At 66.8% G+C, this 16654-nt stretch carries 14 protein-coding genes; 10 read left to right on the top strand and 4 right to left on the bottom strand.

The window, feature by feature from the left end; translation table 11 throughout:
* From AC1DYI_RS11490 to AC1DYI_RS11475, 4 genes are all read right to left on the bottom strand, one after another.
* The coding region (locus AC1DYI_RS11490; protein ID WP_477204243.1) for a TOL_0244 family TonB-dependent receptor at window positions 1–1376 on the bottom strand (1376 nt) is incomplete at its 3' end.
* Between the two features lie 206 nt (window positions 1377–1582).
* On the bottom strand, window positions 1583–2146 hold the full coding sequence (locus tag AC1DYI_RS11485; protein ID WP_477204242.1) for a TonB-dependent receptor domain-containing protein: 564 nt from the start codon (window positions 2144–2146) through the stop codon (window positions 1583–1585).
* A 398-nt stretch (window positions 2147–2544) separates the two neighbouring features.
* On the bottom strand, window positions 2545–5142 hold the full coding sequence (locus AC1DYI_RS11480; RefSeq protein WP_477204241.1) for a hybrid sensor histidine kinase/response regulator: 2598 nt from the start codon (window positions 5140–5142) through the stop codon (window positions 2545–2547).
* A gap of 81 nt (window positions 5143–5223) precedes the next feature.
* Window positions 5224–6087 carry an amidohydrolase family protein gene (locus tag AC1DYI_RS11475; protein WP_477204240.1) on the bottom strand — a complete coding sequence of 288 codons (864 nt, stop codon included), beginning with the start codon at window positions 6085–6087 and terminating at the stop codon, window positions 5224–5226.
* A gap of 166 nt (window positions 6088–6253) precedes the next feature.
* On the opposite strand from AC1DYI_RS11475, the gene AC1DYI_RS11470 reads away from it, so the two are divergent.
* From AC1DYI_RS11470 to AC1DYI_RS11425, 10 genes are all read left to right on the top strand, one after another.
* Window positions 6254–7075: a crotonase/enoyl-CoA hydratase family protein gene (locus AC1DYI_RS11470; protein WP_477204239.1), complete on the top strand. Its 822-nt coding sequence runs from the start codon at window positions 6254–6256 to the stop codon at window positions 7073–7075.
* Window positions 7072–8961, top strand: a complete 1890-nt coding sequence (locus tag AC1DYI_RS11465; protein WP_477204238.1) for a feruloyl-CoA synthase — start codon at window positions 7072–7074, stop codon at window positions 8959–8961. The genes AC1DYI_RS11470 and AC1DYI_RS11465 overlap by 4 nt, the downstream gene beginning before the upstream one ends.
* On the top strand, window positions 8958–9722 hold the full coding sequence (locus tag AC1DYI_RS11460; protein WP_477204237.1) for an SDR family NAD(P)-dependent oxidoreductase: 765 nt from the start codon (window positions 8958–8960) through the stop codon (window positions 9720–9722). The genes AC1DYI_RS11465 and AC1DYI_RS11460 overlap by 4 nt, the downstream gene beginning before the upstream one ends.
* Window positions 9723–9814: 92 nt before the next feature.
* Complete coding sequence (locus AC1DYI_RS11455) at window positions 9815–10966, top strand: ABC transporter substrate-binding protein (RefSeq protein ID WP_477204236.1); 1152 nt, start codon at window positions 9815–9817, stop codon at window positions 10964–10966.
* A gap of 3 nt (window positions 10967–10969) precedes the next feature.
* The gene (locus tag AC1DYI_RS11450; RefSeq protein WP_477204235.1) at window positions 10970–12007 is read left to right on the top strand and encodes a branched-chain amino acid ABC transporter permease; all 1038 of its coding nucleotides are present in this window, start codon (window positions 10970–10972) and stop codon (window positions 12005–12007) included.
* Window positions 12008–12009: 2 nt separating this feature from the next.
* Complete coding sequence (locus tag AC1DYI_RS11445) at window positions 12010–13776, top strand: branched-chain amino acid ABC transporter ATP-binding protein/permease (protein ID WP_477204234.1); 1767 nt, start codon at window positions 12010–12012, stop codon at window positions 13774–13776.
* A gap of 1 nt (window position 13777) precedes the next feature.
* On the top strand, window positions 13778–14506 hold the full coding sequence (locus AC1DYI_RS11440) for an ABC transporter ATP-binding protein (protein WP_477204233.1): 729 nt from the start codon (window positions 13778–13780) through the stop codon (window positions 14504–14506).
* A complete protein-coding gene (locus AC1DYI_RS11435; protein WP_477204232.1) occupies window positions 14506–15009 on the top strand; it encodes a MarR family winged helix-turn-helix transcriptional regulator in 504 nt (167 codons plus the stop codon). Before AC1DYI_RS11440 ends, AC1DYI_RS11435 begins: the two co-directional genes overlap by 1 nt.
* Before the next feature lie 55 nt (window positions 15010–15064).
* Window positions 15065–15631, top strand: coding sequence for a transcription elongation factor GreB (gene greB / locus AC1DYI_RS11430; protein ID WP_477204231.1), 567 nt, complete (start codon window positions 15065–15067; stop codon window positions 15629–15631).
* A 109-nt stretch (window positions 15632–15740) separates the two neighbouring features.
* Window positions 15741–16511, top strand: a complete 771-nt coding sequence (locus AC1DYI_RS11425; protein ID WP_477204230.1) for a right-handed parallel beta-helix repeat-containing protein — start codon at window positions 15741–15743, stop codon at window positions 16509–16511.
* Window positions 16512–16654: the final 143 nt, after the last annotated feature.

Below are 16654 nucleotides of genomic sequence, written 5' to 3'. Positions count from 1 at the left end.
GGCTGGCCGCGGTAGCCCAGCTCGGTGACTGTCGCGACCTCTGAATCGAAATCCGGGCCGCCTTGCAACTGATAAGGCGGATTGCCGGGGTAGTAGAAGTCGCGGTCCAGCCGCGACGGCGCGCGCACGGTGCGCGAGGCCGCGGCCCAAAACAATTGCTGTGGCGCCCATTTCCAGGCCAGCCTGGCGGTGGGCAGGAACTCGGTGCCGGTGTAGTCGTTGCGCTCCGCGCGTGCGCCCAAGGTCAGGCGCAAGGTGTCGCTGAGCGTGATGTCGTCTTGCGCAAACAGGCTGGCCCAGGTCTGCCGCTTGTCGGCCGGCAGAAAGGCCAGGTAGCTGCTGTTGTCGACCCGGTCCCAGGCGGTGCGGTACTGAGCACCCCACACCAGGTGGTGGCTGCCGATCGGCGCCGGCGAATGCTGGAACTGCAGGTCCAGCGTGTCCAGGATGTCGCCGAAGGTCGGCACGGCCGTGCGTTCGGTGTGGTCGGCATAGGCCTGCAGCTGGAAGGCGGCGTCGTTGTCGAGCTGGTGCTCCCACGAGCCCAGCACATGCGCACCAGACACGGTGAGCCGGCCCATGTCGATCTGCCCGTTGGTGACCGGCTGCTCGCGGCTGCCCTGGTAGGCGGCACCCCGCACCATGAGGCGATCGGCCCCGCGCTGGTCGTCGGCACGAAAGCCGATCTGCGTGTGGTGCCCCGAGTCATCGACGCGCGTGCCATCGGCGGTCTCGGTGTTCCGCAGGTTGGTATGCGTCGCGTACAGCCGCCAGGCCATGCCACCGTCGGTGGTGTCCCCATGGCGCAGGTTGGCGCGGTACCCGCCGGTGCCCGCGCTGGCTGTGGCGAGGCTGCCTTGGGTCGACGATGCATCGCGCGTGATGATGTTGATCACGCCGTTGACGGCGTTGGTGCCCCACAGCGTGCTGCCCGGGCCGCTGATGACCTCGATGCGCTCGACGTCTTCCAGCATCAGGTCCTGCACGTCCCAGAACACACCCGAGTACAGCGGTGTGTAGACCGATCGGCCATCGATCAGCACCAGCATCTTGTTGGCCGAGTTGCCGGCAAAGCCGCGCGCCGCGACCACGTACTCGCTGGCACTGGAACGGGCTACGTGCAGGTTCGGCGCCAGGCGCAGGGCTTCGGGCAGGCTGGTGGCGCCTGCACGCCGAATGTCGTTGGCGGTGATGACAAAGACCGAAGTCGGCGCGTCGGACAAGCGCTCTGCGCGCTTGGACACCGACGTGATCTGCAGGTTGCCGAGGTCCTCGAGGCTGAGTTCGCCAAGCCGCGGCTCCGGTTGTGCCAGCGCGCTGACCGTGCTGCACAACGTGAAGGCTGCCCAGGCGCATCTTCGGCGCGGTGAATGCATCCTCAATCCCTGAATTTCTGGGACGCACGCGCACCGCAAGGGCAACTTCATCGGGCTTGCAGCCGGCCGTCCGTTTGCTGATGTCCGGAACATCCTACGCTTGCCAATCCCCCAACGCCAGGGTGGTGTCTTGACGCTTCCTGGCGGCCCGCTTCGCTGTCGGCGGCGAGGGCAGGGGTGTGGTGCGCGGTTCATTGGCAGACGCATCAGAAATGCCACTCGGCCTTGGCGAGCAGCGCACGCCGGAGCTGAGCGCGCGTCGACACATCGGTGAATTCGCCATGGCCGTGGCCGATCAGGTTCTGGCCGACGAGCGACAGTTGCCAGGCGGGCCAAGGCTGCCAGCCCACGCGCAGATCGAGCGCGGTGTAGGCCGGCACGCGAGGTTGCGCCAACGCACCAACATGGCGCAGCATCAGGTCGAGTTCGACCTGGTCGCCGATGTCGACCGCTGAACGCAGCTGCCACCACTGCGAAGGGTTAGCGCCTTCGGCCACCGCCACCGCACCGGCATCGTTGCTCCAGGGCTTGAGCCGCAGGTCTTGCCACAGCCGGTTGTAGCCAGCGTGCAGGCGCCAGTTCGGCAGCACCAGGTAGCTGCCCCAGAGCTCGACGCCGCTGGTGCGGCCTTCCATGCCGTTGGCAAAGAAGATGTAGGTGTAGCCGGGGTCGATCTGTTGCGTGCGCAGGTGGTCGTAGTCGGCCTGGTAGGCGGTGACCGACAAGCTGGTGTTGGACGTTGGCTGTCCGCGGTAGCCGAGCTCGAACACGGTGCAAGTTCGGCGCCAGGCGCAGGGCCTCGGCCAGGCTGGTGGCCCCGCTGCGCCGGATGTCGGCGCCGGTGATCACGAAGACGGAGGACGGTGCGAACGACAGGCGCTCGGCACGCTTGGAGACAGAAGTGATCTCGATGTTGCTCAGCTCTTCCAGGCTGAGCTCACCGAGCCGATGGTCCACCGGTTGGGCCCAGCCCTCGGTGGCACCACAAACCGCGATGACAACCAGCGCGCCGAAATGACACTTCGGTGCGAGCATCCATCACCCCCTGCAGGTTCGAACGCTTTTCGCTACTGCAGTGCCCCGGCCGTCATGCCGTTCTTGGGCACCCCAGTGACGGGGCTGATCGTACGCCGATCGGGTGGCGGATGCAGGCTCTGTTGAGCCTCGCTCAGGGGACGCTGACGCGCCCCAACAAGGCGCGCACTTCAGCCAGGAACCGCGCCGGGTTGATCGGCTTGGTCCAGTAGTCATTCGCGCCAAACTGACGGGCACGTTCCACGTCCTCGGCCATCGCGTTGGCCGACAGCGCGATGACGCGCAGGTGGCGGGTGGCCGGGTGGCTGCGCAGTTGTTGCAGCACCTCTTCACCGTTGATGTCGGGCAACTGCATGTCCAGCAGAACCAGGTCCGGCAGCAAGGCACGTGCCTGGGCCACCCCGCTGTGCCCGTCTTCGGCGAGCACGAAGCGCACGTCGTCCCAACGCGCCAGCAATTGCTTGACCAGCATCGCATTGACCGGGTTGTCCTCGACGTACAGCACGGTGCCGGCCGGTGGCGTGCTCGGCGCGGCGTCAGCTCGATCGGCGATCACGAGGGTCGCGCTGGGTGCCGGCGGATCGATCGGCGGGCCGTCGCTCGCGGGCAGCCACAGGCGCACGTGGGTGCCCAGGCCGGCTTCGCTGTCGACCTCGAGCCGGCCGTGCAGCAGCCGCACGAGCTGGCGCGTCAAGGCCAGCCCGATGCCGGCGCCTTCGACGGCGCTGCGCTCGCGGCCGAGCCGGTTGAACGGCTGGTACAGCTGCTGCAACTGCTCGGGGGTCATGCCCAGGCCGTCGTCGATCACCTCGATGCACACCAGCCCTTCGGCCGGGCCACCGGCCTGCAGCCAGACGGTGCCGCCGGGGCGGTTGTACTTGATCGCGTTCGACACCAGGTTGAGCATCACCTGCTGCAGGCGGATCGGGTCGGCCTGCAGCGCCAGGCCGGCCGGTGGCTCGGCCGGGATGACGAGCGTGACCTCGTGCTTGCGCGCCAGCGAACGGCTCAGGTGCAAGGCTTCATGCAGCACCGGCCGCACGGCCAGCGGCCGCAGGTCGACCTGGAACTGGCCGGCTTCGATGCGCGAGATGTCGAGCACGTCGTTGGTCAGCGTCAGCAGGTACCAGCCGGCCTGGCGGATGTGCTCGAGCTGCGTCAGCTCGGCCGTCGACAGGCGCTGGCTGGCCTCGTCGCGCAGCAGCTCGGAGAAGCCGATCACCGCGTTCAGTGGCGTGCGCAGCTCATGGCTCATGCGCGACAGGAATTCGGTCTTGGCGCGGTTGGCGGTCTCGGCCACCAGCTGCGCTTCGCGGGCGCGTTCCGCCTGACGCAGCTCGGTGATGTCCAGGCTGGTGGCCAGCGCGCAGCTTTCGCCCTGGTAGTCGATCAGCTCGCCGTTGATCAGGCTCTCGCGGATCTCGCCGCTGGCCAGGCGCACCCGCGCGACGAAGTTGTGGACGTGTCCGTGCTGCACCAGTTGCTGCCAGAAGGGCCGCCGGTATTCCTCGATCGGCCCGATGCCCGTCTCGCCCGGCGGCCGGCCCACCACCTGCTCGCGCGTGACGCCGTAGCGGCGGCAGAAGGCTTCGTTGACGTCGATCACGCGCCTGTCGGACATGGCCATGATCATGGTGGCCGTCGGTGTGCCGCGGAACAGGCGCGCAAACCGCTCGCGCCCCTGCTCGGCCTGGGACAGCAGCGTGGCCATCTCGGCCTCGCGCCGCCGCAGCAGCCGCGCCAGCAAGGTGGCCAGCGTGATGGTGACCAGCGCGAACACCGACACCAGCATCGCTGCCTTGCGTAGCTCGCCGTACCAACCCGCGAGGAAGTCGTCACTGCCCAGGCCCACGATCACATAGAAGGGGTAGCCCTCGACCCGGCGGTATGAGACCGAGCGCTTGACCTGGTCGGTAGCGCTCGACAGCGTGGCGTAGGTGCCGTGCGAGGGGTTGGCGGCCAGTGCTTCGCGCGCCTGGGCCGATATGCGCTGGTCGCCCACCGCGATGCCGAGTGGTTCGTGATCGGGCCAACGCGCGACCAGGCCGTAGTCGAGGTCGCGCACCGCGATCGCGCCCTGGCCGCCGATGTCGACCGAGGACAGCAGGCGCTGGAAGTAGTCCAGCGGCACGGTGGCCGTGGTGACGCCGACGAAGCTGCCGTTAGCCGAGGCCAGCCGGCGGCCGAGCACGATGACCCATTGGTCGCCGACGAGGTTGCGCCTCGGCTTGGACACCACCAGCGGCGGGCTCGGGTTGTTCTTCAGGGCATCGAAGACCTCGTGGCCGCGCACGTTGGTGGTCTTGCCGACGGGCAGGTTGGTGGCGCCCAGCGCGTCGCCGTTGGCATCGAAGACCTGCAGGCTGCGCAAGTCGGGTTGCGCGGCGAGGTGGGCATCCAGCATCGCGCGCAGTTGCTGCCTGCCGGCCTCGTCATCGGGCAGCGGCAAGGCGACGCGGCCGAGCAGGCGCAGCGACACGTCGACCCGGTCGAAGCTGGTGGCGATGCTGCGCTCGAACAGCTTCGCCAGGTTCTGGGTGGTGACGTCGGCGTCGTGCTGGTAGCGGTTGAAGCTGGCCACCAGCGTGCCCGCCGCGAGCCCGGCCAGCGCCAGGTTGGCCAGCACGACCCCGGTCACCAGCCAGGCGGGCCAGGCCGTGCGCCGCACGGGCGAGGCCGCCGCCGGGACGGCGGGTGCAGCGGCGGTGGCAGGGTGCGGTGTGAGCTGCAAGGTGCGGGCGCGCGCGAGGCGCCTGTACCGCACGCGTCACAGGTGATCTTACGCGGCAGCCGCGAACCGCAGGGGTGAAGTTCAGGCCAGGTTCAGCAGCCGCTTGGCGTTCTCTTTCAGGATCAGCGGCTTGACGGCGTCCTTGAAGCCGGCCTCTTCGAAGTCGGCCAGCCAGCGGTCGGGCGTGATCAGCGGAAAGTCGCTGCCGAACAGGATGCGGTCCTTCAGCAGCGTGTTGGCGTACTGCACCAGCTGGGGCGGAAAGTAGTTCGGGCTCCAGCCGGAAAGATCGATCCAGACATTGGGCTTGTGCATCGCCAGCGACAGCGCTTCGTCCTGCCAGGGCCACGACGGGTGGGCGATCACGATCTGCATGTCGGGGAATTTCATCGCCACGTCTTCGAGCAGCATCGGGCGCGAGTTCTGCAGGCGCAGCCCGCCGCCGCAACGCATGCCGCTGCCGATGCCGGAATGGCCCGAGTGGAAGACGGCCGGCAGCTTGTATTCGTTGATGACCTCGTAGATCGGCCAGGCCATCTCGTCGGCCGGCTCGAAGCCCTGCACGGTGGGGTGGAACTTGAAGCCCTTGACCCCGAATTCTTCGACCAGCTTGCGGGCTTCGCGGGCGCCCATCTTGCCCTTGTGCGGGTCGATGCTGCCGAACGCGATCATCACGTCGGGGTTGGCCAGCGCGGCCTCGGCGATCTCTTCGTTCGGGATGCGGCGGCGGCCGAGCTGGGTTTCGGCATCGACCGTGAAGTTGACGAAGCCGATCTTCTTCTCGCGGTAGAAGTCGATCGTCTCCTGCATCGTCGGCCGCCGGCTCGAGCGGAAGTACTTGTCGGCCGCGCGGTCGTACTCCTCGCCGTAGTTGTCGAAGGGGTTGCGGCACGACACCTCGAGGTGCGTGTGGGTGTCGATGGCGATCAGTTCGGCGGTGTTCATTGCAGCGGGCCTCCGGCCGGAAGATATTTAATTCTCATAAATAAATCGATGGGGCGCAAGCGACCCTCAGGACGAGACTTCATGCTGCATTGCAAGATGAGGGTTAATACCAAGTGGCGTCGCTTGGGGCAATTTAGTTAAATCGCATAAATATTTTGGAGCGGCCATGAGCGACCTTCAGCGTCCCGATTTCGAGCCGGCCAGCGGCCTGTTGGCCCAGCTCGACCTGCTGCGCATCGAGCACGCCGGCCCGGTCACCCACCTGCGGCTGAACCGGCCCGCCAAGCGCAATGCCTTGAGCGATGCGCTGATCGGCCAGCTGCACACGGCGTTCGTCAACCTGCCCGAGGCGACCCGCGCCGTGGTGGTCACCGGCGAGGGTGAACACTTCTGCGCCGGGCTCGATCTGGCCGAGCTGATGGAGCGCGACGTGGGCGAAGGCCTGCTGCACTCGCGCATGTGGCATGCAGCGTTCGACCAGATCCAGTTCGGCCGCGTGCCGGTGATCGTGGTGCTGCATGGCGCGGTGGTCGGCGGCGGTCTGGAGCTGGCCTCGGCCTGCCATGTGCGCGTGGCCGAAGCGTCCGCCTACTTCGGCCTGCCCGAGGGGCAGCGGGGCCTGTTCGTGGGCGGTGGTGGCTCAGCGCGCATTCCGCGCCTGATGGGTGTCGCTCGCATGACCGACATGATGCTGACCGGCCGCGTCTACGGTCGCGACGAAGGTGTGCAGGCCGGCCTGGCGCAGTACGCCGTCGCTGATGGTGAAGGCTTCGCCAAGGCGATGGAGATGGCGCGCCGCATCGCCGGCAATGCGCCGATGTCCAACTTCGCCGTGATGCACGCGCTGCCCCGCATTGCCGACCAGTCGCAGGAGCAGGGCTTGTTCACCGAGGCCTTGATGGCCGCGGTGGCCGAGAGCACGCCGGATGCGAAAGAGCGCCTGCGGGCCTTCCTCGAAGGCCGGGCCGGCAAGGTGGTCAAGCCATGAGCCTGCCGACCGGGCGCCCGAAGTACCGCGCGGCCAGCGTGGGCGGCTGCGTCGAGGCCACGCTCGAACAGCGGGCCGACGGCACGCAGATCCTGCGCTCGACCGAGGCGCTGCAGGCCTACCCTGAGCGTCTGACTGACCGCCTGGAGCAATGGGCCGCTGAAGCGCCCGATCGCACGTTGGTGGCCAAGCGCGACCGCAGCCGCGGTGGAGACTGGCGCCGCATCAGCTACGCGCAGATGCTGCAGCGGGTGCAGGCGGTGGGGCAGGCGCTGGTTAACCTGGGCTTGTCGGCTGAGCGGCCGGTCGCCATCCTGTCGGACAACGACATCGAGCACCTGACGCTGGCGCTCGGCGCGATGTGGGCCGGCGTGCCCTACGTGCCGATCTCGCCCGCCTACTCGCTGGTCTCGCAGGACTTTGGCAAGCTGCGCCAGATCCTGGCCACGACCACGCCAGGCCTGGTGTTCGCCGCGTCGCCCGCTTACGAGAAGGCGATCCTGGCGACCGTACCGGCCGATGTCGCGCTGGTGCTGGGTGAGGGCACGATCGAGGGGCGCGAGGTCATCGCCTTCGACACCTTGCTGGCCACGCCGCCGGGCGGGAGTGTTCGCGCTGCGCACGCGAAGGTCGAGTCGGACACGATCGCCAAGTTCCTCTTCACCTCGGGCTCGACCAAGCAGCCCAAGGGCGTGATCAACACGCACCGGATGATCTGCGCCAACCTGCAGATGATTCGCCAGTGCATGGGCTTCCTGGCCGAACAGGATGAAGACGGCGGCCCGGTGCTGGTCGACTGGCTGCCGTGGAACCACACCTTTGGCGGTAACCACAACGTCGGCATCGTGCTTTACAACGGTGGCACGCTGTACATCGACGAAGGCAAGCCGACCCCCAAGGGCATTGCCGAGACGCTGCGCAACCTGCGCGAAATCTCGCCGACGGTGTACTTCAACGTGCCCAAAGGCTTCGAAGAGATTGCCAGCGCGATGGACAGCGACCCTGTGCTGCGCGATAGCCTTTTCAAGCGCTGCAAGGCCTTCATGTTCGCCGGCGCGGCCTTGAGCCAGGCGGTGTGGGACAAGCTGGACGCGCATGCCGAAGCCGCGGTGGGTGAGCGTGTGCGCATCATCACCGGTCTGGGCATGACCGAGACCGCGCCGTCGTGCACCTTCGCGGTCGGCACGGATGTGCGCGCCGGCCACATCGGGCTGCCGGTGCCCGGCGTCGAGGTCAAGCTGGTGCCTGCGACGGCTGGCAAAACGGAGATCCGCTTCCGCGGCCCGAACGTGATGCCAGGCTACTGGCGTGCGCCGGAGCAGACCGAAGAGGCCTTCGACGAAGAGGGCTTCTACCGCACCGGTGATGCGGTCAAGCTCATCGACCCCACGCAGCTGAGTCGTGGCCTGCTGTTCGATGGGCGCACGGCCGAAGACTTCAAGCTCTCGACAGGCACCTTCGTCAGCGTCGGCCCGCTGCGGGCCAAGGTCATCGCTGCTGGCTACCCTTGCGTGCAGGATGCCGTGGCCACCGGTCTGAACCGCGATGAGCTGGGCCTGCTGATGTTCCCGCGCGCGGACGAGTGCCGCAAGCTGGCGGGCCTGCCGGAGGCCACGCCGCTGCGCGAGGTGCTGCAGCACCCGGTCGTGGTCACCTTCTTCCAGGCCCTGGCCGACAGGCTGTGGCGCGAAGGCACCGGCAGCGCCAGCCGCCCCGCACGCCTGCATGTGCTGAGCGAGTCGCCGTCGATCGACCACGGCGAAGTGACCGACAAAGGCTCGATCAACCAACGTGCGGTGCTGGCGCATCGCGCGGCGCTGGTCGATGCGCTGTACGAGGGTGCCGGCTTGCCGGTGATCGTTCCGAACAAAGAGGCGGTGTCATGAAGATCGAAGGGCAGGCGGCGCTGGTGACCGGTGGCGGCTCAGGCCTGGGTGAAGCCGTGGTGCGCGAGCTGGCCCGGCTGGGCGCGAAGGTGGCGGTGTTGGATGTGAACGGCGAAGGCGCCGCACGTGTCGCGGCCGATGTGGGCGGCCTGGCCTGCCGCTGCGACATCACCGACACGGCGTCGGTGATCGCAGCGCTGGACGCCGCCGAAGCCGCGCACGGCCCGGCGCGCATCGTGATGAACATCGCCGGCATCGGCACCGCCAAGCGCGTGGTGCAGAAAGACGGCTCGCCGGCGCCGCTGGAAGATTTCGAGCGGGTCGTGCGCATCAACCTGATCGGCACCTACAACGTCATTCGCCTCGCGGCGGCTCGCATCGCCAAGCTCGACGCCTTGACAGACGGCGAGCGCGGCGTGATCGTCAACACCGCGTCGGTGGCGGCCTTCGATGGCCAGGTCGGGCAAGAAGCGTATTCGGCCTCCAAGGGCGGCATCGTCGGCATGACGCTGCCGCTGGCACGCGACCTGGCGCAGTGGGGCGTGCGCGTCTGCACCATCGCACCGGGCTTGTTCGCCACGCCCTTGATGAAGCAGTTGCCCGAAGAGGTGCAGGCCTCGCTGGCCGCGAGCATCCCGTTCCCGAAGAGGTTGGGCCAGCCCGAAGAGTTTGCGGCGCTGGCGGCGCACATCGTGACCAACGGGCATCTGAACGGCGAAGTGATCAGGCTCGACGGGGCCTTGCGCATGGCACCGCGTTGAAGACATTCGAAAGGCCCTGCGGGTTCACGCCAGCGTGAGCCACCCAAGGGCGCTGTTATGGTTTCACCACCCTGACGACTGCAGGAGACAACATGCAAGCACGCACACACGGCTTCTTGAAACTGGCGCTGGTATCGATGCTGGCGCTGGCCGGCGCGTCGGCCAGGGCCGACATCACGATCGGCATCAGCCTGCCGCTGACCGGGCCGGCGTCGGGGCTGGGCATCCCGGTGGCCAACTACATCAAGCTCTGGCCGACCAGCATTGCCGGCGAAAAGCTCAACGTGATCGTGCTGGACGATGCGACCGACCCGACCAAGGGCGTCAACAACGCGCGCCGCTTCGTCACCGAAGACAAGGCCGACATCGTGATGGGCTCGGCGGCAACGCCGGTGGCGATCGCGATGGCGCCGGTGATGGCCGAAGCGAAGACGGTGCAGTTCTCGTTCTCGCCCGCGGTGGTGTCGGCCGGCACCGATGGCTGGATGTTCCGCCTGCCCCAAGGCAACGCGGTGATGGCCTACGCGATGATCGAGCACATGAAGAAGCAGGGCGTGAAGACGGTCGGCTTCCTCGGCTACACCGATGCCTATGGCGAGAGCTGGCTGAAGGACTTCCAGGACCAGGCTTCGTTGCTCAACGGCCCGAAGGTCGTCGCGACTGAACGCTTTGCGCGGGCCGACACGAGCGTCACCGCGCAGGCGCTGAAGCTGGTCTCCGCCAACCCGGACGCGATGCTGATCGTGGCCTCTGGCAGCGGCGCGGCGATGCCGCACAAGGCCATCATCGAACGCGGCTACAAGGGCAAGATCTACCAGACCCACGCCGCCGCGACGYGAGACCTGATGCGCATCGGCGGCAAGGATGTCGAAGGTGCTTTCGTCGTTTCGGGCCCTGCCGTGATCCCCGAGCAGTTGGCGGCGGACCACCCGTCCAAGGCGGTGGCGCAAGACTTCGTCAACAAGTACGAAAAGGCCTACGGCGCGGGTAACCGGAATCAGTTCGCCGGCCACGGCTACGACGCGGTCATCGTGCTGGAGAAGGTGATCCCGGTGGCGCTGAAGGCCGGCAAGCCCGGTACGCCGGAGTTCCGCGCCGCGATCCGCACGGCGGCCGAGAACATGGGCCGCACGGTCGTCGCGCATGGCGTGCTGAACTACACCAAGACCAACCACTGGGGTTTCACGACCGAGACCGGCCTGGTCCTGAAGGTCGTCAACGGCGACTGGAAAATCGAGCAGTAGTCGATGGACTTCACGATTGCGAGCATCCTCGCGCTCGACGGCGTTACCAACGGCGCCGTCTATGCCCTGCTGGCCCTGGCCACGGTGCTGCTGTTTGCGGTCACGCGCGTCATCTTCATCCCGCAAGGTGAGTTCGTCGCCTTCGGTGCGTTGACGCTGGCCACGCTGCAACTGGGCCAGGTGCCAGGTACGGTCTGGTTCCTGCTGGTGCTCGCTGGTCTTGCGGCGGTGGCCGAGGCGGGTGAGGGGCTGAAGGCCAAGCACCCACCGGCGCGGGTGGCCAAGGCCGTGCTCGGTGCTCTGGCCTACCCGGTGGCGATCTCGTTGCTGGCGATCTGGGCTGCGCCGCAGCAGTGGCCGCTGCTCGCGCAAGCCGCGCTGACGCTCGCGCTGGTGACTCCCTTCGGCGGGCTGATCTACCGGCTGGCCTACCAGTCGCTGGCGGATGCGAGCGTGCTGGTGCTGTTGATCGTCTCGGTTGGCGTGCACTTCGCGCTCACAGGGCTGGGGCTGTACTTCTTCGGCGCCGAGGGTTACCGCAACCCGAGCTTCTGGGACGAGCGCTTCTCGGCCGGGCCGCTGACCTTGTCGGGCCAGACGTTGATCGTCTTCGCGGTGTCGATCGCACTGATCACGATGCTGTGGTTGTTCTTCGAGCGCACCCTGTGGGGCAAGGCCTTGCGCGCCACCGCGGTGAACCGCCTCGGCGCGCGGTTGATGGGCATTTCTTCGACCAGCGCCGGCCGGCTGTCGTTCACGATGGCGGCTTTTATTGGCGCGCTGTCGGGCCTGCTGATCGGGCCGACGACGACGGTGTTCTACGACTCGGGCTTCCTCATCGGCCTGAAGGGCTTCGTGGCCGCGGTGTTTGCCGGTCTCGCGAGCTACCCGCTGGCGCTGGTCGGCGCCTTGGGCGTCGGCTTGCTCGAAAGCTTCGGCTCGTTCTGGGCCAGCTCGTTTAAGGAAGTGATCGTCTTCTCCGCCATCCTGCCGGTGTTGCTGTGGCGGTCTATGCGCGACCCGCACGCGGAGGAGCATTGAACATGCTGCCTCGCAAGTTCTGGCTGCCCCTGTTCGCGGTGGCGATGCTCGCGGTGCCGCTGTTGCCGGTGCCCGAGTTCTGGATCACCCAGCTCAACTACATCGGGCTGTACGCGATCGTCTCATTGGGCCTGGTGCTGTTGACCGGTGTGGCGGGGCTCACCTCGTTCGGCCAGGCCGCGTTTGTTGGCGTCGGCGCCTACACCTCGGCCTACCTGTCGGTGAGCCTGGCCGTCTCGCCGTGGATCGCGCTGTTCGTCGGTCTCGGGCTCGCCGTGCTGGTGGCGCTGGTGCTGGGGGCGCTGACGCTGCGCATGTCCGGCCACTACCTGCCGCTGGCGACCATCTGCTGGGGCCTGGCGCTGTACTACACGATGTCGAACATGGAGTTCCTCGGCAAGTACGACGGCATCCTCGGCGTGCCGGCGCTCACGCTGTTCGGCCAGAGCCTGGCCAGCGGGCGGGCGATCTACGGGCTGATCTGGGTCATCGCGTTGGCTTCGGCGGTTGGGGTGACGCACCTGCTCGATTCACGCAGCGGCCGGGCGATCCGCGCGCTGAAGAGCGGCTCGACGATGGCCGAGGCGATGGGCATCTCGACCTTTCGCCACAAGCTGACCGCGTTCGTGCTGGCCGCGATGCTGGCGTCGGTATCCGGTTGGCTGTTCGCGCACTTTCAGCGCACAGTGAACCCGTCGCCGTTCGGGCTGACCAAGGGCATCGAGTTCCTGTTCATGGCCGTGCTGGGCGGGGTTGGCCATGTCTGGGGCGCGTTCACCGGTGCGGCGGTCGTCAAGCTGGTTGAAGACGAGTTGCAGGTGTTGCTGCCCAAGCTGATCGGCACCAGCGGCAACTTCGAGATCATCGTCTTCGGCCTGGTGCTGATCCTGGTGCTGAAGTACGCGCCGGATGGTCTGTGGACGTTTGTGCAGCGCTGGCTGCCGGCGCCGCAGCGCGTGAAAGATTGGCAAGGCGCTGCGCCATTGCCGACGCGCGACAAGCCCAAGCCCGGCGAGCTGCTGCTGGACGTGAAGGCGGTGCGCAAGCAATTCGGCGGTCTGGTGGCCGTCAACGACGTCAGCTTCACGATCCATGCCGGCAACATCATGGGCTTGATCGGGCCCAACGGTGCCGGCAAGTCGACCACCTTCAACCTGGTGTCGGGCGTGCTGTCGCTGACCGGTGGCGAGGTGGTGTTTCGGGGCCGAGATGTGGCGGGACTGCCGTCGCGCGCGATCGCCCGGCTGGGCATGAGCCGCACCTTCCAGCACGTGAAGATGATTCCTGAGATGACGGTGCTGGAGAACGTTGCGCTCGGCGGCTACCTGCGCACCTCGGCCGGTGTCGCCAAGGCCATGCTGCGGCTGGACCGCGACGAGGAGCGGCGCCTGTTCGCCGAGGCCGAGGCGCAGCTGGCGCGCATCGGCATGGCGGGCCAGATGCACGAGCTGGCCGGCAACCTGGCGCTCGGCCCGCAACGGCTGATGGAGATCGCCCGTGCGCTGTGCACCGACCCGTCGCTGCTGCTGCTGGACGAGCCTGCCGCCGGCCTGCGGCTGAAAGAAAAGCAGGCGCTGGCCGAGGTGCTGCGCCAGCTGAAGGCCGAAGGCCTGTCGATTCTGCTGGTCGAGCACGACATGGACTTCGTGATGGGCTTGGTCGACCACATCGTCGTGATGGAGTTCGGCACCAAGCTGATCGCCGGCACACCGGCCGAGGTGCAGGCCAGCCCGGTGGTGCGCGCCGCGTATCTGGGGACGGAGCATTGAGATGAGCGCCCCCATTCTTCAAGTGAGTGACCTGCATGCCGGTTACGGCAAGGCCGAGGTCTTGTCGGGCCTGAACCTGACGCTGCCGCGCGGTGCGGTGGTCACGGTGATCGGCCCCAACGGCGCCGGCAAGTCGACCACGCTGAACGCGTTGATGGGCGTGCTGCCGTCGCGTGGCCGCATCGTGTTCGACGGTGTCGACGTGTCGCATGCGACGCTGGAAGAGCGCGTGATGGCCGGCATCGCGCTGGTGCCCGAAAAGCGCGAGTTGTTCGGCACCATGCCGGTCGAAGACAACCTGGTGTTGGGTGGTTTTCGGCCGATGAAGCAACGCGTGGCCAACTGGCGCTCGACGCTGGACGAGGTCTACACGTTGTTCCCACGTCTGAAGGAGCGGCGCACGCAGCTGGCGGGCACCTTGTCCGGCGGTGAGCGGCAGATGTTGGCGGTGGGGCGGGCGCTGATGAGCCGGCCCAAGGTGCTGATGCTCGACGAGCCCAGCCTGGGCCTGGCGCCGCTGGTGGTGAAGGAGATCTTTCGCACCATCACGGCGCTGCGGGCCACTGGCGTCAGCATCCTGCTGATCGAGCAGAACGCGCGCGCTGCATTGGAAGTGGCCGATCACGGCTATGTGCTGGAGACAGGCTCGATCGCGCTCGAAGGGCCGGCGAACGAGCTGGCCGTCGACCCGCGCGTGATCGAGACCTACCTCGGGGCGAAGAAGGCTTGATGGCAACGAAGACCGTGTCGACAGTGTCTGCCGACGAAGTTGTCGTGGCCAGCCGCGATGCCGTGCTCGACCAGAGCGGGTTGATGCACCTGGTGGGCTACGCCGCGTCGCGTGCCTCGATCGAGCTGAAGAAAAGTTTCAGCCGGCACCTCGGCCCGCTGAAACTGAAGGCAGTCGAGTTTTCGGTGCTGGTGCTGGTGGACACCAACGCCGAGGTCAACCAGAAACAGCTGGGCCAGGCGCTGGACGTCTCGCCGCCGAACTTGGCGGTGACGCTGGACCGCATGGTCGAGCAAGGCTGGATCCGGCGTGAACGCAGCGAGCGCGACCGGCGGGCTCAGCTGATCCGCCTGACGCCCATCGGCCAAGCGCTGGTGACGCGTGCGCGCAAGATCGCGCAAACCATGGAGAACGATGCACTGAAGATGCTGTCTCCAGCCGAAAAGGCGCTGTTGATCGAGTTGCTGCAGCGGGTGGCGCAGCAGCGGCACCGGCACGGCTGAACCCTCGCGCTGTGTCGGGTGTGAACGCCTGCGAAAATCGCAGCCGAACCACGCCATGAACAAAGCCTTCACCAAAGAACCCGACGCCGCCGACGATGACGACGACGGCCCGGCATTGCCCCCGCTGCCCGCTGGCGGCAAGAACTACATCACGCCAGCCGGCTACGCTCGCTTGCGTGCCGAATTTCTGCAGCTGATCGACGAAGAGCGGCCGAAGATCGTCGAGGTGGTGCACTGGGCGGCGTCGAACGGTGACCGGTCGGAAAACGGCGACTACATCTACGGCAAGAAGCGCTTGCGCGAGATTGACCGCCGCATCCGCTTCTTGACCAAGCGGCTGGACATCGCCGAGGTGGCCGACCCTTCGCTGCACCACGGCAGCGACCAGATCTTCTTCGGCGCCACGGTGACCTATGCCAACGCGAAAGGCGAAGAGCGCACGATCACGATCAAGGGCATTGACGAGGTTGACCACCTGCACGGCGAGGTCAGCTGGGTTGCGCCGATCGCCCGTGCGCTGCTGAAAGCGCGCGAAGGCGACGAGGTGTCGTTGATGACGCCGGGTGGGGTCGAGACGCTGGAAGTGATCGAAGTGCGGTACCCGGCTCCCGAAGCTGGCTAACTCATCGCCTTCCGCGTAGCAATAGTTCCACGACCGGCGTGTGGTGTAGCCCGTCATGCCGCCGGATGTTCGGTAAGCTCGGCTTCTTAACTTCATTGCGGGAGCCCTCATGCAGCTTGGAAACCTCGCGCGCATCCTGTCGTGGATGTGTGGCCTCATGCTCGTGGCTGGGGCTGCCCATGCCCAGGCTACGCGAACCTGGGTGTCGGGTGTCGGCGACGACGTAAACCCGTGTAGTAGAACGGCACCATGCAAGACATTTGCTGGTGCGATTTCCAAGACCGCTGCAGGCGGGGTGATCAACACGCTAGACCCCGGTGCCTTCGGCGCGGTCACCATCACCAAGGCCATCACTATCCAGACGGACGGCGTTGGTACAGCCGGGGTACTGGCCTCGTTCACGAACGGCATCGTCGTAAACGCACCTACCGGCAGCCAAATCTACCTGCGCGGCTTGCAGATTGAGGGTGCCGGGACCGGCTTTTCGGGTATCCGCGTGCTGGGCGGCGACGTGTATGTTCAGAACTGCACTATCCAGAACTTCCGTGGCAGCCCGGGGGTTGGCATCAACGTGGTCTCGACAGTGCCTTCGCGCGTGTTCATCTCGAACACTTCGATCATCGGCAACAACAGCGGGATCCGGTCCGAAGCTACGACAATCAGCCCGATTCCGATCCAGGACACGATCATCGAAAAGAACATGAGCTACGGCATCCAGGGCGTCGGCGTGAATGCTGTCTTCAGCTTGAACCGGTCGACGGTTCTGGGCAGCCCGGTCAACATCTCGGCACCGGCGCCGGCCAAGGTGCTGACGTATCAGAACAATGCGATCACCGGTGTCGAAGGTGGAACAGTCCTGACCCCGATCGCCTTCCAGTAGACGATTGCGTCTTGGACGCCGGTGCTGCTGCCGGCGTCAAGGCCGGACGCGCTGCACCCTCAGAACCGCCGGCGTTCGCTTGAGCGTCCGCAGCACCTCGGCCAGGTGCAGCCGGTCGCGCACGCTGACCAGCAACTTCCTGT

The organism is Ideonella sp. P3_A4, from assembly GCF_056403075.1.
This window is presented reverse-complemented; position numbering and strand designations above follow the sequence as displayed.